Below are 22,656 nucleotides of genomic sequence, written 5' to 3' on the forward strand. Positions count from 1 at the left end.
GTCCGGTGCCGGCGCGGGGTGGGGCTGCTGGCCGCCGTCCTCGGCGTACTCAAGGCCGGCGGCGCCTATCTGCCGGTGGACCCGCAGGCCCCGCCGCTGCGCGTGGAGCGCCAGTTCTCCGACTCGGGGGTGCGGGTCGTCGTGGACGACGCAGGTGTGCACACCCTTGCGGCAGGCCGAGATCACAGACCTCCGGCACTGGGGCGCCGCCCGGCCTACGTCCTGTACACGTCGGGGTCGACCGGCAGCCCCAAAGGTGTCGTGGTGTCCCACAGCGCCGCCGTGGATTTCGTGACCCAGTTCGGTGACCGCTTCGCCATCGGCGCTGCCGACAGGGTTCTGCAGTTCTCGAACCTCACCTTCGATGTCGCGGTCCTGGAGTTCTTCACGGCTCTGTGCCGCGGCGGAACGGTATGCATGCCGCCGCTCGACACGGTTCGCGCGCCGGACGAGCTGCTCACCTACCTGGGTGAGGCGCGCGTCGACGTGGCCGCGCTGCCGCCGACGGTGGTCGACCTCATGCCGCCCGGCCCCGACCTGCCGCTGCGCGTGCTGTCCATCGGCGGGGAGGCAGTACCGGCGTCGCTGGCCGCCCGCTGGTGCGCCCCGGGACGTGAGTTGCTGAACTCCTACGGCCCCACCGAGACCACCGTCATCGTCGCGTCGCACCGGTGCGCACCGGGCGAGACCGACCCCCTGCCCTTCGGACGCCCGCGCGCCAACACCTACGCCTATGTCGTCGACGCTTTCGGTGCCCTGGCACCGCTCGGCGTCCCCGGGGAGCTGTGGATCGGGGGAGCGGGAGTCGCCGACGGCTACGAGAACAACCCCGACGCCACCAGGGAAGCCTTCGTACCCGACCCGTTCGTCCCCGGCCGGGGAACGGTCTACCGCACGGGCGACCGCTGCGCCCTGGCCCCGGACGGTGAGCTGACCTTCCACGGGCGGCTCGACGGGCAGGTCAAGGTCCGTGGCTTCCGGGTGGAACTCGGCGAAGTGGAGGAGACCCTGTCGGCGCACGACGATGTACGGCAGGCTGCGGCCCGCGTCATCGGGTCGGACGCGCAGGCCCGGCTGGCGGCCTGGGTGGTGCCCGCGGCGGACCGCTTCGAGAGCGGTGAGCTGCGACGCTGGCTCGGCGAGAGGCTCCCCCCGTACATGGTGCCGAGCACTGTCGAGAGGATCGAGGCTCTCCCCCTGACCCCGCACGGGAAGATCGACCGAGCCGCCCTCCCGGACCCGCGGCCCGCCTCCCGCGGCCTGCCGGCCCAGCAGGCGCGGACACCGCAGGAGGAGGCCGTGGCCACGGCGTTCGCGACGACCCTGGGCGGCCGGCCGGTCGGGGTCCACGACGACTTCTTCGACCTCGGCGGCACCTCGCTGCAGATCATGCGTGTCCTGGCGGAGATCAAGCGACGGCTGGGGGTCTCGCTGCCCGTGGGCGATCTCTACGCCGCTCCGAGCGTCGCGGCACTCGCGGAGCGCGTCGCACGCGCTCCCCAGGAAATGCTCCCCGCCCAGTTGTCCGCCCTGAGCGACAGCGTCCGGCCCGGTGGCGACGGCATACCGCTCTTCCTCATCCATCCGAGCGCGGGGTCGGCGCTGTGCTACGCGCCGCTCGCCCAGCTGGCGGGCGAGGAGCTGCGGTGCTGGGGCGTGGGAGCGGAGGCCCTGCACGGGGGCCCGCTCCCGGCCTCGGTCGCCGCCATGGCCGATCAGTACGCGGACCTGATCACCGGGGCCGCCCCCGACCGGCCGGTGTACGTGGGCGGGTGGTCGTTCGGCGGGATCCTGGCCCATGCGGTGGCGTCCCGGCTGCGGCAGCGTGGTCCTCGTGCCGTCGCGGGCCTCGTCCTGATCGACGCGGTCCTGCCCGGGGGAATGCCTCCCAGCGGCCCCGAGCTCGCCGGGAGTTTCCGCACCGAGGTCGGGCTGACGTTGGGCGGCTCAACCCCTGCGGTCGTGGAGAGCGATGTGCTTCCCGAACTGCGCGACCGGTTCCCGGTCTACGCCGCGGTCGTCGACGCGGTGTACCGCCACCGGCCCGGCCCCCTCGATGTGCCGACCCTGATGGTGTCCGCCGCGCGGACCGGCCCGTCGGGGAAGTCGTGGGGCGAGTTCCTGACCGGACCTGTGAGGGAGGAGGTGGTGGCGACCGACCATTTCGGCCTGCTCCGCCCGCCCTCGGTCGCTCAACTCGCCCGGGCGGTCACGGACTTCCTGGCCCAGGACCGGTGACGCCGAGCCGGATGGCGCCCATGGGACACGTGTAGGCGGCTTCCCGGACCGCCTCGTGCCACTGGGGGTCCGGCTCGGGTGTCTTCACGATGACTGTTCCGTCGTCCTCGCGCTGCGTGAACACGGCAGGGACGGACATCGCGCACACACCCGTACCCATACAGACGCCGCTGTCCGCCTCGACCGTCAGACGCTCAGCCATCCCAGGCCACCGGTAGCGACTTGACGCCCCACACGCCCATGTCGTCCCGCATGGCGATCTCCTCCTGAGGTACGGCCGTACGGAGGGTGGGGAGCCGTCGGAACAGTGCCGCGTAGCTGATCCGCAGTTCGGCTCGGGCCAGGTGCTGGCCCGGGCACTGGTGGACACCGTGGCCGAAGCCCAGGTGGCCGGTGGTCGTGCGCCGCAGATCCATCCGGTCGGGGTCCTCGAACCGCTGCGGGTCGCGGTTGGCGGCGGGGAGCGAGACGAGGACCACCTCGCCCCGCTTGATGTGCCGGCCTTCCAGCTCGACGTCCTCCAGCGCCCCGCGGAACGGTCCCATGTGGAAGACGGTCTGGTGCCGCACCAACTCCTCGATGGCGTTCTCCAGCCCGCTCATGTCGTTCAGCAGGAGGGTCAGCTGCTCGGGATTCTCCAGCAGGGCGTACACACCCAACGCGATCATGTTCGCCGTCGACTCCATGCCGGCGACCAGGAGGGTGACACCGACCCCGGTCAGCTCCTCATCGGTGAGGTCGCTCTCGGTGAGGCCACTGAGCAGGTCGTCGCTGGGGTGGGCACGCTTGTGGACGATGAGCTTGCCGATGTAGTCGTAGAGGTACGCCCACGCCCTGGCCGAGTCGACGGTGGAGGTCTTCATGTCGACGAGCACGTGCGTACGCTGCAGGAACGCCTCCCGGTCCTGTACCGGTACGCCGAGGAGCTCGCAGATCATCTGGGCCGGGATCGGCAGCGCGAAGTCGCGCAGGAGGTCCGCGGGCGGCCCGGTGCGGATCATCGCGTCCAGGCAGCTATTGGTGATCTCCGCGATTCTCGGCTCCAGCAGCGCCATCCGGCGAACCGTGAACTGGCCTGCCAGCAGACGGCGGTAGCGTGTGTACTCCGGCGGGTCGAGACGGCTGAACATGCCCGGCAGAGTCGGCATATGGCGGGTCGTCACCCTGGCACGATCCACCGGCCACCGCCGGTACTCGTTGCGGTTGCTGAACCGGTTGTCGGCCAGGACGGCCCGGGCCAGCGCGTGCCCGGTGACTAGCCACCCACGGTGGCCATCGGGGAACACGAGCCGGGAAAGCGGTGCCCGGTCTCTGAGACGGCCCAGTTCATCGGGCGGATGGAAGGGGCAGGAGCGGGCCATCGGGAGACCGTGGGTCTCCGGGGTGATCTCCACCATGCGGCCCAAGATAGCCGTCATCCGGAGCCGCGCCAAGACAGAGCAACCGGTTGGTCCGGTGACTGATGCGACATCAAATCGCCGCCTGTGAACTCCACTTGGCGGTGAGGAGGTCGTAGGCGGACTCTCCGTTGGCAGCACGGAACTCGTCGCGGTGGCGGCGATTGTGCTCGCGTACGGCCGCGGACCAGCCTGCTTCTCCTTGCGCCGACGGTTCGGCCAGCGCCCACTTGGGGTCGATGGTCATGCCGCGCAGGACCTTCGCGTGCAGCGCGTTCACCCCGAAGTCCATGGTCGTCGCGCCGCGCCGCAGAGCGTGCTCGATGGGGAGGTAGTAGCCCAGATTGAAGTAGAGGGCCGTGCGACGCGCCACTTCGTAGTCCAGCCCCAGCCACGGGACGACCCAGCGCGTTCCGTGCGCGAACCCGCTCACCGCGCCGACGAGACGTCCCTGGTCCCGGCAGACCAGGACCAGGATGTCCGCCCCGAAGATACGGGCCTGCGCCTCCAGGTTTTCCCTGATCCCCGCGGGATCGACCGGCGGATAGCCGTGGTGTTCGTAGGTGGCCGCGATGAGCCCCGCGATCTCGTCGAAGTCGTCGGGTACCGAGGCCGGACCCCAGGTCAGGCCGCTGTCGCCGAACATACGGCGCTCACGGCGGATCTCCGAGCGGCGGCGGGCCGGAAGCGTACGGAGATAGTCGTCGAAGGTGTCGTCCGGCAGGTCGAGGCTGGCCACGGTGCTCAGCAGTGCCACGGAGGAGTGTCCGTAGCCGGCGTCGGCGAGTTCCGTGAGCCGGTCCTGAGGCACGCACAGGAACGCCGTGTGGTCGGCGCCGACCGAGCGGGCGTACGACCGGAACTCGCCGACCATGGCCTTGGCGAGCGCCGTTCGCCGCGACGGCGGTACGTCGGGCCGGATGAGCAGGCCGTCGTTGTGGTAGCCGTAGGCCGCCCCGCCCAGGACGCAGTACCCCTCGGGGACCTGCGCCTCGGTGTGGATGACATGACTGAGTGTGAAGGGCCTCGGCAGCACGTCGGGGCCGCCGGCATAGGTGGGCAGCGCCGCGACCAGGCGTCCTTGCCTGTCGTGCCACAGCAGGTACCGGATGTCGGCCGTGAGCCGCTCTTCGAGGAACCGCTGCCAGTTGTGGCAGGCGAAGAACGAGGAGCCGGCGGCCACGGCGTCCCAGTCGGCGGGCGTGATCTCGTCGACCGAGACCGCCGCGGTGCACGCCGCGTCCAGCTCGGCGGACGTCTCGGTGTTGCGGTCCACGGAACCGCCCTTCCAGGGGAGTGGGCCTCTCGGGCCGTAGAGGGCAAGGGAGGTGGCGTATGCCGATGCGCTAGAGTGCCATAGTATGGCGGCTCGGATCTTCACTGAAGCCTCGCGGGACGAGTCCGACACCCACCGCAGAAGAAATCTGGTTCTGTGGCTGTCGGGCGTCAGCCTCTCGTTGTTCGGTGACTGCGCGCTCTGGCTGGTCGCGGGCCTGTGGGTGAAGACGCTGACGGGCAGCGACGGCGCGGCCGGCATGACCTTCCTCGCCTACCTCGCGCCCGGCATGATCGCCCCTCTTCTCGGCGTCGTCGTCGACCGTGTGCGGCGTCGCCGTCTGCTGATCACGATCAATCTGGTGATGGTCCCCGCGATGTGCCTCGCGCTGCTGGCCCATACCCGGGATGACGTCTGGCTCATCTACACGGTCCTGCTGCTCTCCGGGCTCGGCTCCAGCCTGCACGCCGCGGCCGGCAGCGCGATGTTGCCCAGGATCGCCGGGATGGAGGGAGTCGGCCGGGCCAACGCGAAGCTGCGTACCCTGAAAGAAGCCAGCAGGCTGTGCGCGCCGGTCGCAGGCACCGCACTGTTCACCGCCTGGGGCGCCACGCCGGTGGTGGTGATCGACGCGGCGACGTACCTCGTCGCGGCCGTGTGCGTCTGGCTCGTGACCGTCGAGGACCCCAAGCCGCAGTACGAGCGGGACGAGCCGCTGGCGCGGCAGATGAGCACGGGCGTGCGCTTCATGTGGCAGTGCCTCCCGCTGCGGGAGGCGGCCCTCACACTGGTCGGCGTGCTGGCCGTCTTCGGCCTGATCCAGCCGACGGTGTTCGCCCTCGTCTCCCACGGTTTGCATCTGTCCGTCGCGTTCGTGGGCGTACTGAGCACCTGCCAGGCCGTCGGGGCCATCGCGGGCGGGATCGTCACCGTCCGGCTGGTCGACCGGCTCGGCGCCCAGCGTCTGCTGCTGTGGGGCCTGCTGCTGTACGTGGTCGGGTTCGCCGCCCTGATCATTCCGGCGCCGGTGAGCGCGATCGCCGGGTTCGTCCTGATCGGCGGCGGCGTGGCCCCGGTCATCGTGGGCTTCTACACCCAGGTGCAGCGCCTGTCTCCCGACGCGATGCTCGGCAGGGTCTCCTCCGTGGCCGACTCGCTCATCAGCCTGCCCCAGACCGCGTTCATCGCCCTCGGTTCCGCCACGATCACAGCAGTCGGCTACCAACCGATGCTGATCTTCATGGTGGTGGTCCTGGCCCTGTCGACCTGGTACTACGCCGTTCGGCTCCGGGCGATGCCGACCCCGGAAATCCTCAGCCCACAGCCCCTGCGGAGCGGCGGCCAGTCCTGAGGACGACCCGGGTCCAGCGGTCGGCAGCGCACCAGAAGATCGTAACTGCCGTACGGGCGTGGTGATTTGGCCGTTGCCCATAGCCTCGGACTTCGGCAGGATGAGGCACCGCGGGGGACGGAAGTGTGGGCGACACCTTCCTTCCCGCGCCGGTGCCCGGTTCGCGAACGAGGGGGTAAGCGCACGTGTCGGCGTCCACATTCCGCTCCGCTTCCGCAGTCCAGCCGTCCTACGGACACACGACACACGCGCGGCGGGGACGGGCATCCGCGCAGCCACGTGCCTCTTCCTGACCCGCTCGCCACGTCCGGAACGGGCGCACGGTACGAGCGCTCGGAGCCCCGGCCGTCCGGCCCGACGCGCTCCTACTCCCTTGAGACCATGGAGGTACCACCGATGGCAGGCGAGTCAGCGCCCGGTGAACTGACGGCGGACGTGGTGGGGATCGGCTTCGGCCCCGCCAATATGGCGCTGGCCATCGCCCTGGAGGAACGAGCCGGCACCGGCGCGGTCCGGGCCCGCTTCTTCGAGAAGCAGCGGGAGTTCGGCTGGCACCGCGGCATGTTGATCGATGGTGCGACGATGCAGGTGCCCTTCCTCAAGGACCTGTCCACCCCGCGCGACCCCACGAGCAGGTTCGGATTCCTCTCCTACCTGCACGCCAAGAACCGCATGATGGACTTCCTCAACCGGAAGTCGTTCTACCCGCTGCGCACCGAGTTCCACGACTACCTGGCCTGGGCGGCCGAGCAGCTCGCCGACCGAGTCGCCTACGGAAGCGAGGTGATCGCCCTGCGGCCGGTGAAGGACGAGCGAGGCGTCACCCGCTCCGTCGACCTCGTCGTCCGCTGCCAGGGGATGCTGTCGACCGTGCGGACGCGTACCGTCGTCCTGGCCTCCGGCCTGGAACCGGTCCTGCCCGACGGGGTGATGGCCACCGACCGCGTCTGGCACAGCGCCGACCTGCTGTACCAGACGGAGAAGATAGCGACGGGTGAGCCCCGGACATTCGTCGTGGTCGGAGCCGGGCAGAGCGCCGCGGAAACCGTCGGCTTCCTGCACGAGCGTTTCCCCCACGCCGAGGTGCACGCCGTCTTCGCGAGGTACGGCTTCAGCGTCGCCGACGACAGTTCCTTCGCCAACCAGATCTTCGATCCGGTCGCCCGCGACGAGTACTTCGGCGCGCCGGAGCAGGTGAAGGAGATGCTGTCCGGCTACCACGCCAACACCAACTACTCGGTCGTCGACGACGACCTCATCCGCGACCTGTACGACCGGGTCTACCGCGAGGGCCTGAGCGGAACACGGCGGCTGCATCTGCACAAGGTCTCCCGGGTGCGCGAACAGACCGCCGGTCCCGACGACGTGCGTGTCGACATCGAGTTCCTGCCGACGGGCGACCGGACGGCCGTACAGGCCGACGCGGTCATCTACGCCACCGGCTACCGCCCCGGCGACCCGCTGACGCTGCTCGGTGACCTCGGCGGCGCATGCCTGCGCGACGAACGCGGACGCCTCCGAGTCGGCCGCGACTACCGCATACAGACCACCGACGACGTGGAGGCCGCCATCTTTCTGCAAGGTTCCACCGAGCACAGCCACGGCATATCGTCCAGCCTGTTGTCCAACACGGCAGTACGCGCCGGGGAGATCGCCGAGGCGCTGGAGGCATGCCTGTGACCGGCCGCACCCCACACATCGACCGACTCGGCATGGCCGCCCAGTGCGTGGTCGCACCGGCAGGTCGCTGCGCCGCCGGTACCGCCGCGACGCGGCGCTGAGAGGCGGCCTTCGTGTTCGTCCCCAAGATCTACCGCGTCGACGGCGACGAGTGGCCGCGCCGCATCATCCGAGAGCACGCGCTGGCGACACTGACCACCAACGGCGAGCCCTTCCCGTACGCCACACACCTGCCTGCCCTGCTCGCCCCCGACACACCGCCCGACGCGCCGCTGGCCGGCTCGGAGGTGTGGGGTCATATGAACAGGGCCAACCCCCATTGGCGCGCACTCGCCGACGGCTCACCGGCGCTGCTGGTCTTCCAGGGACCGGGCGCCTATGTGACCCCGGCCGTCTACGGCGTCGACCCCGCGGCGCCCACCTGGGACTTCGTCTCCGTCCACGTACGCGGGCGGCTGCGTCCGGTACGGGACCGGGAGGAGACCCTGCGGATCATCCTGGCGACGGTGCGACACCTGGAGGGCTCATTGGGCGACGCGTGGGATCCCACCTCGTCCCTGGACTACTTCCGCCAGATCCTGCCGGGGGTCGGGGCGTTCCGGCTGGAGGTCGAGGAGGTGGATGCGATGTTCAAGCTCAGCCAGGAGAAGGACGCCGAGGTGCGGGAGCGGGTGGTCGACCGCTTCGAGAACGGCCACGGCGACCACCCGCGGCTGGCCCAGCTGATCCGCTGCCACGGAGACGGCCCGAGCGGGAAGGAGGAGGCGTGAGCACCGCTTCGCTGTGGGGCGGCGAGTCGCACCCTCCCTGCCTGTTCACCGCTCTGCTGAAGACCGTCGCCGGACAGCCGGACGCGATCGCGGTCGCCGACGGAGAGGATGACGTCAGTTACGCCGGCCTCCTTCGCTGGGCCCGAGGCATCGCCCTCCTGCTCGACGAGCAGGGCGTGGCGCCCGGAGATCCGGTCGCCGTCACGGGGGAGCGCAGCGCCGCCATCGTCGCGGCCATGCTGGGAGTCACTCTTCTCGGTGCGGTCTACGTTCCCCTCGACCCCGAGTACCCCGCGTCGCGGCTGCAGTACATGCTCCAGGACAGCGGCGCGAAGGTTCTGCTTCACCACGGGACCGCACCCGCCCTGGACAGCGCGGCCACACCGCTGGCCATACCCGCCCTCAACACGATGGCCTACTCCGAGGACGAGCTCGCCGCACGGGAACCGGTCACCTGTGATGCCGACACGGCGTTCTACTCCATCTACACCTCGGGCAGCACCGGCTGGCCCAAGGGCGTCGCGATCCCGCACAGCTGCCTGGACAACATGGTGCAGTGGCAGGCCGCGCACTCACCCCGCCCCGATCTGCGCACCGCCCAGTTCGCGCCGCTCAACTTCGACGTCTTTTTCCAGGAAGTCCTCGGTACCCTCCGCGGAGGCGGCACCGTGGTCATCGTTCCCGAGCGGCTGCGCCGGGACCCCGTGGGTCTGCTGGACTGGCTGGCCGAGCAGCGCATCGAGCGGCTCTTCCTGCCCTTCGTGGCCCTGCAGATGCTGGCCACCGTAGTGGAGGCGACCCCCGACCTCGGCGGTGTCCGGCTCGTCGAAGTCAACACCGCGGGCGAGCAACTGGTGGCCACCGAGCAGATCCGCGCGATGTTTCGGCGGCTGCCGAACGCCCGGCTCGTCAACCACTACGGCCAGAGCGAGTCCGCCATGGTCTCCTCGTACGTCCTGGCGGAGGATCCCGGGACGTGGCCCGCGCTGCCACCCATCGGCGTCCCGCTCCCGGGCTGCGAGCTGCTGGTCGACCCGGAGGACGAAGACACCCCCACCGTGGGCGAACTCCTCGTCGCCGGTCTGCCCGTCTCCCTCGGTTACACCCGTCGGCCCGAGCTCACCGCAGAGCGGTTCGTCACCGTCGAACCGACACCGCGTGGCCACACGCGGGTCTTCCGCACCGGTGACCTGGTGAGTCTCCGGGACGGCGTGGTGCAGTTCCTGTCCCGGATCGACGACGACGTCAAAATCCGCGGCTACCGGGTGAACCTGACCGAGGTCGACGTGCACCTGCTGAGCCAGCCCGGCGTCAAAGCGGCGGCGTGCGTGGCCGTGGAGACGAGCACCGGGACGCGGAACCTGCGCGCCGCCGTGGCCGCCGCGCCCGACGGGCCACCACCGGATGGGCCCGCCGTCCTGGAGCGCCTGCGCCAGATACTGCCCGAGGCGTCGGTACCGCTGTCGCTGAGCATTCTGCCCGACCTCCCGCGCACGCCGAGCGGGAAGACCGATCGTGACGCCGTGGCCGAACTGATCGCCGCGGACATCCGTAACCGCCAAGAGGGAATGGGGTCAGCATGGACGCGCTCGCCGAGGCCGTAGTCAACGGCGTGTCCGGGCAGGAACTCGCGGACATACCGCTCCCCGCCGAGTACCTTGCCGTACACACCCGTGTCGAGGACGCCGACATCTTCAAGGGTGTCGACGACAAGGACGTGCGCCGCTCGCTGCGGGTCGGCGCGGTGCCGATGCCCGCGCTGGCGCCGGACGAGGCGCTGATCGCGGTGATGGCCAGCGGCATCAACTACAACACCGTGTGGTCGGCCACCTTCGACCCCGTACCGAGTTTCGCCTTCCTGAAGCAGTTCGGACGGCAGGGCGGCGACGCGGCCCGCCACGACCAGCCGTTCCACGTGCTGGGCTCGGACGCGGCCGGCGTTGTGGTGCGCACGGGGGCCGGTGTGCGCCGCTGGTCGGTCGGCGACCACGTCGTGGTGGCCACGGCGCACGTCGACCACGAGGAGCCGGCCACCCACGCGGATGCCATGCTCGGCGGAGAGCAGCGCGCCTGGGGCTTCGAGACCAACTTCGGTGGTCTGGCGCATTACGCGGTCGTCCGGGCCAGCCAGCTCCTGCCCAAGCCCGGACACCTGACCTGGGAGGAGGCCGCGGCGAGCCCGCTGTGTGCCGGTACCGCGTACCGCATGCTGGTCAGCGACCAGGGGGCCCGGATGAAGCAGGGCGATGTCGTCCTGATCTGGGGGGCGACCGGCGGCCTCGGCGCCTACGCGGCGCAGTTCGTCCGCAACGGAGGGGGTATCGCGGTCGGCGTGGTCAGCTCCGACGAGAAGGTGGACAGCGCCCTGCGGCTGGGCTGCGACCACGTCATCGACCGGCGTGAACTGGACCTCGGCGGCGATCCCGCGGCGGCGGGCAAGCGGCTCGGCAAACGTATCCGGCAAGCCGTCGGCGAGGACCCGCACATCGTCTTCGAACACGTGGGCAGGGCCACGTTCGGTATCTCGGTCTTCGTCGCCCGGCGCGGCGGCACCGTCGTCACCTGCGGCTCCAGCACCGGTTACCACCACGAATTCGACAACCGCTATCTGTGGATGCGGCTGAAGCGGGTGATCGGCAGCCACGGCGCGAACCTCGAAGAGCAGGCGGAAGTGAACCGGCTCATCGCCCTGGGCCGGGTCAAGCCGGCGCTGTCGGTGACGTATCCGCTCACCGAGGCCCCGGAGGCGGCGCGCCTGGTGCAGAACAACCACCACATCGGCAAGGTCGGCGTCCTGGCCCTGGCCCCCAAGGAAGGTCTCGGCGTCACCGACACGACACTGCGCGACCAACTGGGCGAGGCGGCCATCACTCCGCTGCGGGTCTGAGAGGAGCAGCCATGGCACGACCCGGAGAGTATCCGTACGACGCGGGAATCCACCCCACCGGATACACCACCAAGGTGTGGACCATGCGGCAGCTCGCGGGCCTGGCCAGCGCGGCTTCCACCAACGAACGCTTCCACTACCTGCTGGACCTGGGCGAGACCGGCCTGTCGCTGGCCTTCGACCTGCCCACGCAGCTCGGTCTGGACCCCGACGACCCGCGGAGCGACGGCGAGGTCGGCCGCACCGGGGTCTCGATCGCCACGGTCGACGACCTCGCCGCCGTGTTCAAGGGCATCCCGCTCGACCAGGTCTCGGTGGCGATGACCGTCAACGCGACAGCGTCGATGCTGCTGGCCATGTGGGTCGTGGTGGCCGAGGAGTCGGGGGTCGATCCGGCCGGGCTGCGCGGAACGCTGCAGAACGAGATGCTGAAGGAGTTCCTCGCCCGCAAGGCCTGCGTCTTCGACCTCGACACCAGCATGCGGTACTCCCTGGACGTGCTGGAGCACTGCATGCGCCACCTCCCACGAGTGAACCCCGTGTCCCTGTCCGGCGGACACGCACGCGAGGCGGGGGCCAGCCGCCCGCTGGAGATTGCGTGCGGCCTCGCCGACGCGGAAACCTACCTCCAGGGCATGCTCGACCGAGGCATGAAGGCGGACGACGTGGCTCGCCGCTTCACCTTCATCTTCGGCGCACACATGGAACTGTTCGCCGAGGCCGCCAAGTTCCGCGTGGCCCGCTCGCTGTACGCACGGCGGCTGCGCGAACACTGGGGCGTCACCGAGGAGCGGGCGATGCGGATGCGCATCCAGGTCAACACCTTCGGCTCTGCGCTCGCACACCAGGAACCGCTCAACAACGTGGTCCGGGCGACGCTCCAGGCGCTGGCGGCGGTGCTGGGCGGTGTGCAGTCGCTGCACGTGTGCAGTTTCGACGAGGCGTATCAGACGCCAGGAGAACTGGGTGCGCGTATCGCGTTGCGTACCCACCAGATCCTGGCGGAGGAGACCGACCTCGCCCGGTACGTCGACCCCCTCGGCGGCTCGGAGACGATCGACCGGCTCGTGGCCGAGCTGACGACGGATGTCGAGGGCTGGCTGCGGCAGATCGAAGACCACGGCGGCATGCTGGGAAGCATCCGCAGCGGTTGGCTGGAGTCCGAGATCAACGAGATGGCCTACAACGACCCCGGACCACGGGTGGGCGTCCGCGACCGCTTGCCTTCCGAAACCGAGCGCGAGGTGCTGCGGCGGGAACGGCACGAGGTGCCGACATCGGTGGAACGAGCGGTAGAGCGCCGCCCGTGCGAGGTCGAGCTGGCGGCCGTTCGCGAGGCGGCACTGACCGGGGCCAACGTCCTGCCGACGCTGATCGAGGCCGCCCGGGCCCGCGCCACCATCGGGCAGATGCGCGAGGCGATGGCCCCACAGACCCAGTGACCGCGCCACCGGACACCTGCGCCGGGCACCACTGTTCCTTGAGCGGTGACGACGCCGTACGCGAGAGCGGAGATCGGCCGTAAGGGACCGACCGGCTTGTGGTGCGAGCGATCCCGGGCCGGCTATCCGATTCCTGTGATCACGGCTGTGGCGGACAGCGCCAGCGCGCCGAGGCCGCCGACGAGGCCCGCGGTCATGGCGGGCCGCCGGTCAGCCACCTCACTCAGGTGAGCCCTTGCGGCGAACATGAAGGTGACCCCGCCGGCCACGAACCAGGGTCCCCACAGGTAGGTGTACCAGCGGCTGATCGGCCGCAACTCCGGATCGATTCCGATGACGTGGGTCTGCACGAGCAGTCCTTGCCCGATGAACAACGCCCCGTGCCAGACGAGCAGTACCACCGCGCCCCACGCCGACAACTGCAGGAGGCGATTCATGCCGCGCCCCCACGCGCGGCGGCGCACCAGAGCCAGGCCGAGCATGCCGCCGACGACTTTGAGGACGCCGGTCACCCACAGCACCGCCAGGAAGCCGGGATTTCGCTCCCGTGCCAGATCGACCAGGGACGGCGCGATCGTGGACTCGGCCCCGGCCAGACCGCCCATCGCCCAGTAGAAGCTGGGAACAGCAAAGGCAAAGCCCCACACGGCACTGGCGAACCCAGGCCATCTGGCCGGGGAGCTCGCCGTTTCACGTCGCCCACTCATGATCGCAATCATGCCTGCCCCATCGACGACCCGTTCGGCCGGGGCGCTCCCGAAGCCGGTCCTTCGCGGAGGCCGAGCTTCCTTGTCCAGGCGCTGTCGGGGCTCTCCGCTTCCGAGTAGCGTGCGTGCCGCGCACCAACTGGACGACCGCCCTTGCCCTCACATGACACTCGGGGGCGTCTTTCCCCGGGAACCATGACGACCCGGAAGGAACCGCCAGTGGTCCTCGAACGAGCAACCCGGAACAGACCCTGCTCCGGACGGCGCGGCCTGCTCGCGCTCGTCACCGCCGTACTGTCGGTGCTGGTGATCGGCCTGACCGGCACGCCCGCGCAGGCCGCGGGATTCACCCCCATCAACGTCTGGAACTCCAGCCACTGCCTCGACAACGCCACCGAGAACTCCGCGAGGCTTCAGATGTGGTCCTGCACGGGCGGCAGTGAACAGAAGTGGCTGGAGGGGTTCAACACCCAGACGGGCCTGTTCACCTTCACCAACCAGCGCACGGGCCGGTGCATCACCGCGCCGGCGTCGGGACCGGGAACGGCCACCATGGCCTTCTGCAACGCGGCCGACACCAGCCAGCAGTGGCGCGTCTTCTACGCGGACAACCCCAACGGGCCGCCCTCAGGCTGGTACGACGTCTGGCAGAACGTGTCGAGCGGGTACTGCCTGTCCACCCCCAGCGTAGGCAACGGCACCCTGGTACAGACGACGACCTGTGACGCTTCCGTCAGATACGAGAGGTGGCACACGCAGTAGCCACCCTGCGGCGCGCCGACCGATGTGGACGGTCGGTCGGCTCGTCGGCCCGGGCAGTCGTCGGTGCCAGGCGTTCTGCCCTCTCACGTACCGATCCGTTCAGGAACTGCCCAGAAATATAGGCCATCGATGCTCATGGACTCGAGTGGGCGGGGTAGATGGGCGGGGCCGGCCGGGAAGGGGCTGTGACCTGGGGAGGTCGAACACGCCCCTTCCCGGCCGTTGGAGCTCCCGACTGGATGGCCGAGCTCTGACGAGGGGCGGGCGGCTGTCTCAGTCGACGGTGACGGTCATCTTGCCCAGCGCCTCACCCGCCTCCATGACCCGGTGTGCTTCGACGATCTCGTGGAAGCGGAACGTCCGCACCGGCCGTGCGGGCAGGTTTCCTGCCTCGACCTTGGCGTAGATCTCGTCCAGGGGAACGTCGCTGAGCGGAAATTCGGGGCTGCCCAGGACGAAGGCACTGCCGAAGAAGCTGAGTTGGACGCCGGTGGGGAGGTCGGTGATCGGGTTGAACTCGTGCACCGGCTCGAAGCCGCCGAGAAAGCCGAGCTGGCAGACCCGGCCCCGAGGGCGGACCGTGGCCAGGCTGTCGCGCAGGACGCTGTTGCCGACGAGATCGAACACCGCGTCAACGGGGTTGTCTCCACTGACCTGGGCGGCCAGGTGGCCGTCGTCGATGAGGACGTCCTCGGCGCCGAGCTCCTTCAGAAGCGCGGCGTGCGCGGGGTTGCGCGTGGTGGCGAGTACGTTCGTGCCGTGGTCGACGGCGAGGTTGACAGCGGCCTGGCCGAGGGAGGACGTCGCTCCGCGCACCAGGACCCGTTCGCCGCGGCGCAGGCCGAGGTTGCCGAACAGCCCGTTCCACGCGGTGGCGTAGACCTCGGGGACCGCCGCCAGCTCGGGCCAGTCCAGTGATGAGTTCACCGCCGCCACGTTGGTGGCCGGTACGGTGACCAGCTCGGCGTAACTGCCGTTCCGGGTGCGTCCCATGCCGCCGAGGATCGCGACGACGCGGGTTCCGGTGGCGAGGCGGCCCGAGGGGTCGGCCTCCACCAGTCCGGCGCACTCGATCCCCGGGACGGCCGCGACATCACCCCAGGTGCCTGCGCGCATATACGCCTCGGCGTGGTTGAGACCGAAGGCCTTGACCCGGATCAGCACCTCACCGGCTGCGGGTACGGGGTCGGGCAGGTCGGTGATGTGCAGCATCTCGGGAGCGCCGTAGGCGGAGATGACTATGGCCTTCATGGATCAGGCTCCGTTCTTGAATGGGTATTCAACTATCGGGTCCAAAAAAAGAGCCACCGCTCGCGGTGGCCCATCGGGGGAGGAGTCGTCAGTCGAGGACGGCGAACGCGGCGTCGACGATGGCGCGCAGGGCCTTCTCGTCGGGATTGGCCTTGCCCACGACCATCAGCCCCTGGCACGTCGCGACCAGCAGCTTGGCGTTGGCGGCCGGGTTCACCGAGCGGCGCACCTCGTCGGCGTCACGGGCGTTGCGAAGGGCGGTCGCCATGCACTGTTCCAGGCGGGCGAGATGGCCGCGTACGACAACGGCGGCCTGGTCGTCCTCGGCGGCGTTCTCGATCGCCGTGTTGACCAGCAGACATCCCTGGCGGCCCTCCGGGCTGAGCAGGTCGCTCACCAGTCCGTCGAAGTAGCCGCGCAGTGCGGCCAGTGAGGCGCCGGGCGCCGCCAGCTCGCCCAGCTTCTGGGGAACGACCAACTGTGAGTAGCGCTCCAGCGACTTCAGGAACAGTGTGCGCTTGCCGCCGGGGAACACGCTGTAGAGACTGCCGGGCTTCACCCCGGTCGCCCGCACCAGATCCTCGATGGAGGTGGCCCGGTAGCCCTGCTGCCAGAACCGCAGCATGGCCTGGTCCACTACGGCGTCGGGCTCGAACTCTCGCGGTCGGGGCATGGCACGAAAATACATGAATGGTTATTCAAGAACAAGGCCCGGCGCCAACCCGTCTCCGTCCGACCGCCGTTGCGGCCGACCGCATGTGCTGCGCCCGGCAAAAGCCCTGGTGGCGCGATTGCAACGGCTCCTGTCGCGGCACCTCTATGGTCGGATACTTTGGCATGATCGCCGCGTAGCGGCCAACGAGATGGAGCTGAGTGTGGAACCGTCATCGCCTGCCCGTGCGCCCGAGCGGACGGGCAGCACGATAGGCCTGTTCTGGGTCAGTGGGGAGCGCGTGTATGTGGGCACGCCTCCCGCACCGGGAGGAGCCGGTGTGCTGCTCTCCCCGGTGGGGATACGGATCACCGGACCCGACCCACAGGCGTGGCGCTGGTCGGCCGTGATGGATCTGCGGGTGACGGAAGCGCCGGTCCGCTCCACGCTCGTACGCTGGGCGGCCCGTGGACTGTCGGTGGCCGCCGCCGCCCTGGACGCGTGGGTTCCCGGCAGCCCGGCAGAGATGACGGTCGTCATCACCACGACGGAGGGGGACCGCGTCGAGTGTCCCGTGTACTCCGGCGCCGCGGTCGCCTACACCCAGCGAGAAATTGACCTCTCGCTGGGGCTGCTCGCCCGCTTCACGCGCGGCGAGTCCTCGCCTGCCGTCCTGACGAACTGGTGGAACGAGGCCCAGCCCGCCGAAGTCCTCCGGTCCCGTGAGCGCGAGGCTGTCCTGGAGAGCTGGCTGGGCATGGCATGAATCCAGCCAAACGCCGGCCCGGGCACGGCGCGGCGCGGGGACGGCTTGCGTGATGACCGGATGGGCCTCTGACCGGGGTCACACGCCGCGGGTGCGGGTGGTGAACAGCAAAACGAGTGCCAGTGCCTGTATCGCGGCGACCACCGTGATCATCACGGGAATCGAGTAGCCGTACAGGGCGCCGACCAGCGCCCCGCCCGCCAGGCTCGCTGCCCCTACGGTGCCCGCGAAGACACCGTAGGCGGTCGCCCGACGGCCGGCCGGGACGAGGTCGGCGACGGTGGCGCGCAGGGTGGACTCCTGGATGCCCATCGCGGCACCCCACACCAGCGCGCCGAGCACCGCCGTGGTGAGCGTGCCGGTGAAGGCAAGTGCGGGCACGGCCGCCGCCAACAGGGGCAGCACCGCAAGCACCCGTGGCCCCAGGCGGTCGTACGCCCAACCCGTGGCCAGCGCCGCGATTGCGTCGGTCGCCATGGCGCCCGCATACAGCACCGGCACCCAGGCCGCCGTGAGCATGCCGCGCTGGACCAGATGGAAGGAGAGCAGCCCGAAGGTGGCGAAGCCGCTGGTGGTGGCCGCCGTGAACGCGGCGTACCGCCAGAACGCGGCCGGAAGCCGACTGTCCGGGGCCGCGTTCCCGCCGGGCGCAGCCGCCGGCTCGTAGGCGGCCGGGTCCGGTACACGTCGGCGCAGCCACATCAGCAGCCCGAGCACCGCGATGCCCGGCACCGCGAGCACGCCGAGCGCGGGTGCGTAGTCGTCGTGGGTCAGCGCCAGCACTCCGGCGACGGTCAACGGACCGATCAGCGCGCCCACTTGGTCCATCGCCTCGTGCACGGCGAACCCGCGCCCGCGCCCGGTCGCGGCGGCGGCGTAGGAGAGCAGGGTGTCCTTGGCCGGGGAGCGCACCGCCTTGCCCACCCGCTCCGCGATCACCAGCGCGCAAGCCGCCCACAGCACACCGACCAGCCCGAGGACCGGCACGGTGATCACGGTCAGTGCGTATCCGGCGATCGCCCAGGCCCAGAACCGGCCGCTGCGGTCCGCCAGCGGGCCCGAGACGAGCCGCAGTCCGAGAGCCGCCGCCTCGCCCGCCCCGGTGACCACACCGACCACCAGGGCCGAGGCGCCGAGCGAGGCGAGCAGGGGCCCGGTGATGGAGCGCGCACCCTCGTACACGAAGTCCGCGAGAAGGCTGACCATGCCGAACCAGACCACGAACCGCCACGGCCGCATACCCGCGGGCGCCCTGTCCTGCTCGGTCACGCCCACACGGCCTCGGCGACGGCGACACCCATGAAGACCGCCCCGAGCCCGGCGATCACGCTCACGATCACATTGGCGACCGCGTAGAACTTCGCCCCGTTCTCGACCAGCCGGAACGTCTCGTAGCTGAAGGTCGAGTACGTCGTCAGCGTCCCGCACAGGCCGGTTCCGAGGAACAACCGCAGGTGCGATGAGGCCGCACCGGCCGTCACCGCACCGGTGAGCAGCCCCAGCACCAAACACCCCATGACGTTGACGGTGAAGGTGCCCCAGGGGAAGACGGTGTCGTGCTTCCTCTGGACGGTCAGATCGGTCAGGAACCGCAGGGGCGCGCCGACCGCTGCCCCCAGCACCACGAACAACCAGTTCACTTGGCTTTCTCCCGCCCGGCGTACCGGATGACCTCGCAGTCGTCGAGGATCACCAGCCCTTCCGTGACCAGCTCGTCCAACTGCGGCAGGAACTCACGGATGAGGGGTTCGCTGTCCACGATCACGATCGCCACCGGCAGGTCCTCGCTCAGCGAGAGCAGCCGCTGCGTATGGATCAGAGAAGAGGCGCCGAAACCCTCGATACCCCGGAACACGCTCGCGCCGGCGAGCCCCGCCGCGTGGGCGCGGTGCACGATCTCGGTGTACACGGGTCTGTGGTGCCACAGGTCGGTCTCACCGATGAAGATCGTGACCCGTAGTGCACGACCGGTCAGCCTGGTCATGATTGCCTCCACGCCAGTACGCGGCGCGTCACCGACACCGCAGTCCACACCGCCGCCAGCGCCGCCAGCAGCGTCAGAGCCAGGTACACCAGAGCCGCCGGTGCCCGGCCGCCGGTCACGAACCTCTGAATATCCACGGCGTACGTGGAAAACGTCGTGAAGCCGCCCAGGACACCCGTACCGAAGAAGGGGCGCACCAGCCGGTGCGCCGCCCACACGTCCGTGATCACCACCATGAATACGCCCATCACGGCGCAGCCCACGACGTTCACCAGCAGCGTCGTCCAGGGGAAGCCGTCGGCCGGCATGGGCCATATGAGGGAGGCCCCGTACCGGGCCGAGGCCCCGATGATCCCGCCGAGCGACACCACCGCCACGACCGGCGCGAGCCCCCGCGCCCACTGACGGCGCCGGGCGGGCCCGGACGGACCGGCATCGGGATCGGTGGACTCCGAGGCCACCCGGGACGACTGGGCTCCCCTGGACATACGTCTCCTACCTGCAGGGCACCCGTATCCGGGCACACGCCATCGCAAGTAGGGACCGTTGGCGGCACTGATGCCGCGGTTCGGGTACGGCGGGCCCCACCACCGCGCGGCAATCCCAGGAGATCATCGCTGTCACCAGGCTAGCGCCCCCCGTCGCCCGCCCGCGAACGGGAGCGGGCCGGGCGTCGCTGCGGGGCGGAACGGGACGGCGGGCTTGTCCAGTGCGAAGACCGCACCGGTCTGCGCGTGCATGTCGCACTGGTTGGCGAACGTTTCCCGGTAGTGCACAGGGCGCCCGTTCCATTGGCCACGTGCCTCGGCCGTGACGGGGCCGTAGTTGAGGTCGCACGGGATGTCCTGCTGGGGGCCTTCCCGGAGCTCGCGGATCTCGCGAATGTCACCGTCGACGCTGTCGAGCTGGGCGCACGCTAGAGCCGCCCGGGCGTGGTGCCCCTGGAGGGTGGGGGTGCACTGGAGCAGGGTGCCCCGGGTGCTGGAGGTGTGGCTGTCGCCGGTGGTGGTGCTGAGCTGGAGCCAGTTACCGGTAGGGGCGGCGTGCGCGGGGCCGGGAGCCAGGGCAGCGGCGAGCGCGAGTGCGACCAGAACGACAGGAGGGCGGTGAGGGGCCTTCGCGGCGGGAGAGAGATGTGCCATGTCTTCGGCGTCGGCAGGACGCCCCGCGCAGGTGAGCCCGCTCATCCGAACGTGTCATCCTCGGGCGGGCGAACCCGTTCGAGATGCCCCTCGCGACGCCGCTCAAGACATCTGGACCGCCGTAGACCGCCGCAGTCGAAGAACAAAGCTCAGTCGATGTCCTGCCCATCGATGATCCAGCTGACACCCTGACGTCCATCGCCCACGGCGAGGTGGACGAACCAGATCTCGTCGTCGGCCAACTCCCACGTCAGACAGGTGAGTCCGGCGACGAAGGCGGAGACGTCCGCCGCGGGAGCCAGGGCGTCCAGCCCACCGAACTCCCTGAGCATGCGCCACAGGGCCATGCGGCCGAGTGCGGGGGAGGCGACCGTTCCGTACGCACTGCTGCCGCCCAGGGCCAGCACCAGATCGGGGTACGCGGCGGCGAAGGCGACCGGCGTCGCGTACGAGGGCCGCTCACTGGCGGGGCGCCCTTGGAGGAACCGGGCGAGGGCCTGCTCCGGCTCGCACGGCACAGGTCCGGAGATCTCTACGAAACAGTACGAGGGAGCACCCGGCACCAGCGGTTCGGGCGCGGTCGGTGCGGGCGTGCTGCCGCCGGTGGCCGGGGGGAGCCGGAACCGCCCTTCGCGCCCGACGGCGGACAGGCCGGGGACGGCGGCGGCACCGCCGCTCCGGCCCGCCGAACCGGCATGGGTCTCGGCGTCCCAGAACTCAGCCTCCCAGGGGGCGAGGGACAGGGGCGCGCCACCGTAGGCGCCCGGTTCGAGCGAAGGGGGCCCGCCGGCGGGGGAGGACAGATAGGGGGTGAGATCTTCTCCGCGCAGGATGCGTGCGTGTGCCACAAGGTGGCGCAACAGCGGGTGACGCAAGTGGGGTCCGACCTCCTGCCAGGTCCGGACCTGGGCCAGTACCTCCCACAGAGCACCCGAGTGGGCCGGCCCGTCCTCGAACTCCCGCTCAAGGATCCGCGCGGCATCCGCCACCCGCGAGACGGGCAGCTCGACCACGGCGACGCGCGCCACTCTGCCCCGGCATTGCCGCAGTTCGCGGTCGTCCTCGGGAGAGGGCAGGCGCGCGGGATCGGCACATGCCGCGTCCAGGGCGTCGTAGAGCCGGACCAGTCCGTCCCAGTCGCGCTCGTCCGCGAGCCGGTCGCTCTGGTTGAAGACCTCGCCCCAGGTGAAGTGGTGTGCCATGTCAGGAAAGTCTGTCACCGATGGAGTGGAACCAGGCAGCCGGGGTGTACGGGGCCGGCGGGTCGATCTCCATCCCGATGTACGGGTGGTGGGGGAGTGGTGGTCGAGGTGATGAACCCCGGGGCCGCCGCCTGCCGCTCTTCGGTGGGTCAGACGTCGCGACGCACGCCCTTGTCGTCGCAGGGGATTTGGATGGATGGGGGGTGGGCGGCGAAGTCGCGGGTGGCCTGGCGCTCCACTTCGCTGATTGCCGTCGGTTCGACGTCGATGATGCCGCCGAAGGGCCGGTCGACGTCCCGGATGATGACCAGCATTGTCGTGAGGAGTGCGGTGATCACTGTGAGGGTGAGCAGTTGGCCGCGGTTGTTCTTGCGGGGTAGACAGATGCCGAGGGCCATGACGGTGATGACGAGGGTGGCGAGCAGGAACCAGAAGAAGGTGCTGGGGATACTCGCGCTCGCCTGGGTGAGGCGTTCCTCGCGCTCGTCGGAGCGCTTGTTGTCGGCGGCGATCAGCATGCCGAAAACGGGTTTGCCCTCAAGGGGGCGGTATGTCTGCCGGACGTCGGTGGACCACACGCTGGGCCCCGATGAGCCGTTGCCGTCGGACATGGCCGGCCATTCCTGGGTGCGCACGGCGCGGGCGTAGCAGACCGCGTCTGCCTGGATCCGTGCCCTTTGCGCGTCGGGCGCGTACTCGGCGGTCTCCACGAGCTGGTCCAGGGCCCGGGCCTCCCCGCGCGAGGCGACTTCGGCTTTGCCGTAGGAGCCGTTGGCGGTGACCAGGACGAAGGCGAGCAGCAGGACGGTCAGGGTGAGGAGCGGTCCAACGAGGTCCTTGACGGCCATGCCCGTTTCGTCGTCCTCGCTGAGCAGCCTTGGCCGCAGCCAGCGGTTGGCGGCCAGACCGGCGAGCAGGGCAACGACGGCGACGACAATGACGAGGACCACGAGGGGCCACCTCCGGGGGCGGGCAGGCGGGAGTCCCTTGCCGCGGGCGCGGCAAGGCACCGCGAGCATGTCGTGCTCGCCGGTGCACCCCGACCGCGAAACGATCACCGTCCCCGAACGAGGGATCTCTGTTCCGCCAGAAGGATGCCGCTCACCCGGAGGGCCGGGCCTGACCGGCCATGGTGTTCGTCGAGGAGGT

22 protein-coding genes are annotated in these 22,656 nt (G+C 70.0%); 9 read left to right on the forward strand and 13 right to left on the reverse strand.

Annotated features, from left to right (window positions below):
* Window positions 1–2,238 (forward strand): amino acid adenylation domain-containing protein (locus ACJA3G_RS04510; RefSeq protein WP_406551555.1); only part of this gene is annotated, 2,238 nt, incomplete at its 5' end.
* On the opposite strand, the gene ACJA3G_RS04515 is transcribed toward ACJA3G_RS04510, so the two are convergent.
* From ACJA3G_RS04515 to ACJA3G_RS04525, 3 genes are all read right to left on the reverse strand, one after another.
* Window positions 2,210–2,440, reverse strand: a complete 231-nt coding sequence (locus ACJA3G_RS04515; RefSeq protein ID WP_406551556.1) for a ferredoxin — start codon at window positions 2,438–2,440, stop codon at window positions 2,210–2,212. The two genes, ACJA3G_RS04510 and ACJA3G_RS04515, sit on opposite strands and share 29 nt — an antisense overlap.
* Window positions 2,433–3,635, reverse strand: coding sequence for a cytochrome P450 (locus tag ACJA3G_RS04520; protein WP_406551557.1), 1,203 nt, complete (start codon window positions 3,633–3,635; stop codon window positions 2,433–2,435). Before ACJA3G_RS04520 ends, ACJA3G_RS04515 begins: the two co-directional genes overlap by 8 nt.
* A gap of 73 nt (window positions 3,636–3,708) precedes the next feature.
* Window positions 3,709–4,911, reverse strand: coding sequence for a GNAT family N-acetyltransferase (locus ACJA3G_RS04525; protein ID WP_406551558.1), 1,203 nt, complete (start codon window positions 4,909–4,911; stop codon window positions 3,709–3,711).
* Window positions 4,912–4,996: 85 nt separating this feature from the next.
* Between ACJA3G_RS04525 and ACJA3G_RS04530 the strand changes: the two genes are divergently transcribed.
* From ACJA3G_RS04530 to ACJA3G_RS04555, 6 genes are all read left to right on the forward strand, one after another.
* The gene (locus ACJA3G_RS04530; protein ID WP_406551559.1) at window positions 4,997–6,262 is read left to right on the forward strand and encodes an MFS transporter; all 1,266 of its coding nucleotides are present in this window, start codon (window positions 4,997–4,999) and stop codon (window positions 6,260–6,262) included.
* 396 nt (window positions 6,263–6,658) lie between these two features.
* Window positions 6,659–7,942 (forward strand): lysine N(6)-hydroxylase/L-ornithine N(5)-oxygenase family protein, encoded by a 1,284-nt coding sequence (locus ACJA3G_RS04535; protein WP_406551560.1) that lies wholly within the window; start codon window positions 6,659–6,661, stop codon window positions 7,940–7,942.
* Between the two features lie 113 nt (window positions 7,943–8,055).
* On the forward strand, window positions 8,056–8,712 hold the full coding sequence (locus ACJA3G_RS04540; RefSeq protein WP_406551561.1) for an FMN-binding negative transcriptional regulator: 657 nt from the start codon (window positions 8,056–8,058) through the stop codon (window positions 8,710–8,712).
* Window positions 8,709–10,316, forward strand: a complete 1,608-nt coding sequence (locus ACJA3G_RS04545; RefSeq protein WP_406551562.1) for an amino acid adenylation domain-containing protein — start codon at window positions 8,709–8,711, stop codon at window positions 10,314–10,316. The genes ACJA3G_RS04540 and ACJA3G_RS04545 overlap by 4 nt, the downstream gene beginning before the upstream one ends.
* The gene (gene ccrA, locus ACJA3G_RS04550; RefSeq protein WP_406551563.1) at window positions 10,292–11,599 is read left to right on the forward strand and encodes a crotonyl-CoA carboxylase/reductase; all 1,308 of its coding nucleotides are present in this window, start codon (window positions 10,292–10,294) and stop codon (window positions 11,597–11,599) included. Before ACJA3G_RS04545 ends, ccrA begins: the two co-directional genes overlap by 25 nt.
* A gap of 11 nt (window positions 11,600–11,610) precedes the next feature.
* Window positions 11,611–13,041 (forward strand): methylmalonyl-CoA mutase family protein, encoded by a 1,431-nt coding sequence (locus ACJA3G_RS04555; protein ID WP_406551564.1) that lies wholly within the window; start codon window positions 11,611–11,613, stop codon window positions 13,039–13,041.
* Between the two features lie 122 nt (window positions 13,042–13,163).
* Here ACJA3G_RS04555 and ACJA3G_RS04560 read toward each other — a convergent pair whose 3' ends face one another.
* Window positions 13,164–13,760, reverse strand: a complete 597-nt coding sequence (locus tag ACJA3G_RS04560; protein WP_406551565.1) for a DUF3995 domain-containing protein — start codon at window positions 13,758–13,760, stop codon at window positions 13,164–13,166.
* A gap of 183 nt (window positions 13,761–13,943) precedes the next feature.
* On the opposite strand from ACJA3G_RS04560, the gene ACJA3G_RS04565 reads away from it, so the two are divergent.
* On the forward strand, window positions 13,944–14,510 hold the full coding sequence (locus tag ACJA3G_RS04565; RefSeq protein WP_406551566.1) for an RICIN domain-containing protein: 567 nt from the start codon (window positions 13,944–13,946) through the stop codon (window positions 14,508–14,510).
* 273 nt (window positions 14,511–14,783) lie between these two features.
* On the opposite strand, the gene ACJA3G_RS04570 is transcribed toward ACJA3G_RS04565, so the two are convergent.
* Entirely contained in the window at window positions 14,784–15,761 is a 978-nt protein-coding gene (locus tag ACJA3G_RS04570; RefSeq protein WP_406551567.1) for a zinc-binding dehydrogenase, read from the reverse strand.
* 88 nt (window positions 15,762–15,849) lie between these two features.
* Window positions 15,850–16,434, reverse strand: a complete 585-nt coding sequence (locus ACJA3G_RS04575) for a TetR/AcrR family transcriptional regulator (RefSeq protein ID WP_406551568.1) — start codon at window positions 16,432–16,434, stop codon at window positions 15,850–15,852.
* Window positions 16,435–16,753: 319 nt separating this feature from the next.
* Between ACJA3G_RS04575 and ACJA3G_RS04580 the strand changes: the two genes are divergently transcribed.
* A complete protein-coding gene (locus ACJA3G_RS04580; protein ID WP_406551569.1) occupies window positions 16,754–17,179 on the forward strand; it encodes a hypothetical protein in 426 nt (141 codons plus the stop codon).
* A 78-nt stretch (window positions 17,180–17,257) separates the two neighbouring features.
* Here ACJA3G_RS04580 and ACJA3G_RS04585 read toward each other — a convergent pair whose 3' ends face one another.
* The 7 genes from ACJA3G_RS04585 to ACJA3G_RS04615 form a co-directional block, all read right to left on the reverse strand.
* The gene (locus ACJA3G_RS04585) at window positions 17,258–18,448 is read right to left on the reverse strand and encodes an MFS transporter (RefSeq protein WP_406551570.1); all 1,191 of its coding nucleotides are present in this window, start codon (window positions 18,446–18,448) and stop codon (window positions 17,258–17,260) included.
* Entirely contained in the window at window positions 18,445–18,819 is a 375-nt protein-coding gene (gene crcB / locus ACJA3G_RS04590) for a fluoride efflux transporter CrcB (RefSeq protein WP_406551571.1), read from the reverse strand. Before crcB (ACJA3G_RS04590) ends, ACJA3G_RS04585 begins: the two co-directional genes overlap by 4 nt.
* On the reverse strand, window positions 18,816–19,163 hold the full coding sequence (locus ACJA3G_RS04595) for a DUF190 domain-containing protein (RefSeq protein ID WP_406551572.1): 348 nt from the start codon (window positions 19,161–19,163) through the stop codon (window positions 18,816–18,818). The genes crcB (ACJA3G_RS04590) and ACJA3G_RS04595 overlap by 4 nt, the downstream gene beginning before the upstream one ends.
* Window positions 19,160–19,651, reverse strand: a complete 492-nt coding sequence (crcB, locus tag ACJA3G_RS04600) for a fluoride efflux transporter CrcB (protein WP_406551573.1) — start codon at window positions 19,649–19,651, stop codon at window positions 19,160–19,162. The genes ACJA3G_RS04595 and crcB (ACJA3G_RS04600) overlap by 4 nt, the downstream gene beginning before the upstream one ends.
* Before the next feature lie 132 nt (window positions 19,652–19,783).
* Entirely contained in the window at window positions 19,784–20,305 is a 522-nt protein-coding gene (locus ACJA3G_RS04605; RefSeq protein WP_406551574.1) for an SSI family serine proteinase inhibitor, read from the reverse strand.
* Between the two features lie 149 nt (window positions 20,306–20,454).
* Entirely contained in the window at window positions 20,455–21,525 is a 1,071-nt protein-coding gene (locus ACJA3G_RS04610; RefSeq protein WP_406551575.1) for a hypothetical protein, read from the reverse strand.
* 131 nt (window positions 21,526–21,656) lie between these two features.
* Window positions 21,657–22,457, reverse strand: a complete 801-nt coding sequence (locus ACJA3G_RS04615; RefSeq protein WP_406551576.1) for a hypothetical protein — start codon at window positions 22,455–22,457, stop codon at window positions 21,657–21,659.
* Window positions 22,458–22,656: the final 199 nt, after the last annotated feature.

This window comes from Streptomyces sp. YS-3 (assembly GCF_045257485.1).
GTDB lineage: Bacteria > Actinomycetota > Actinomycetes > Streptomycetales > Streptomycetaceae > Streptomyces.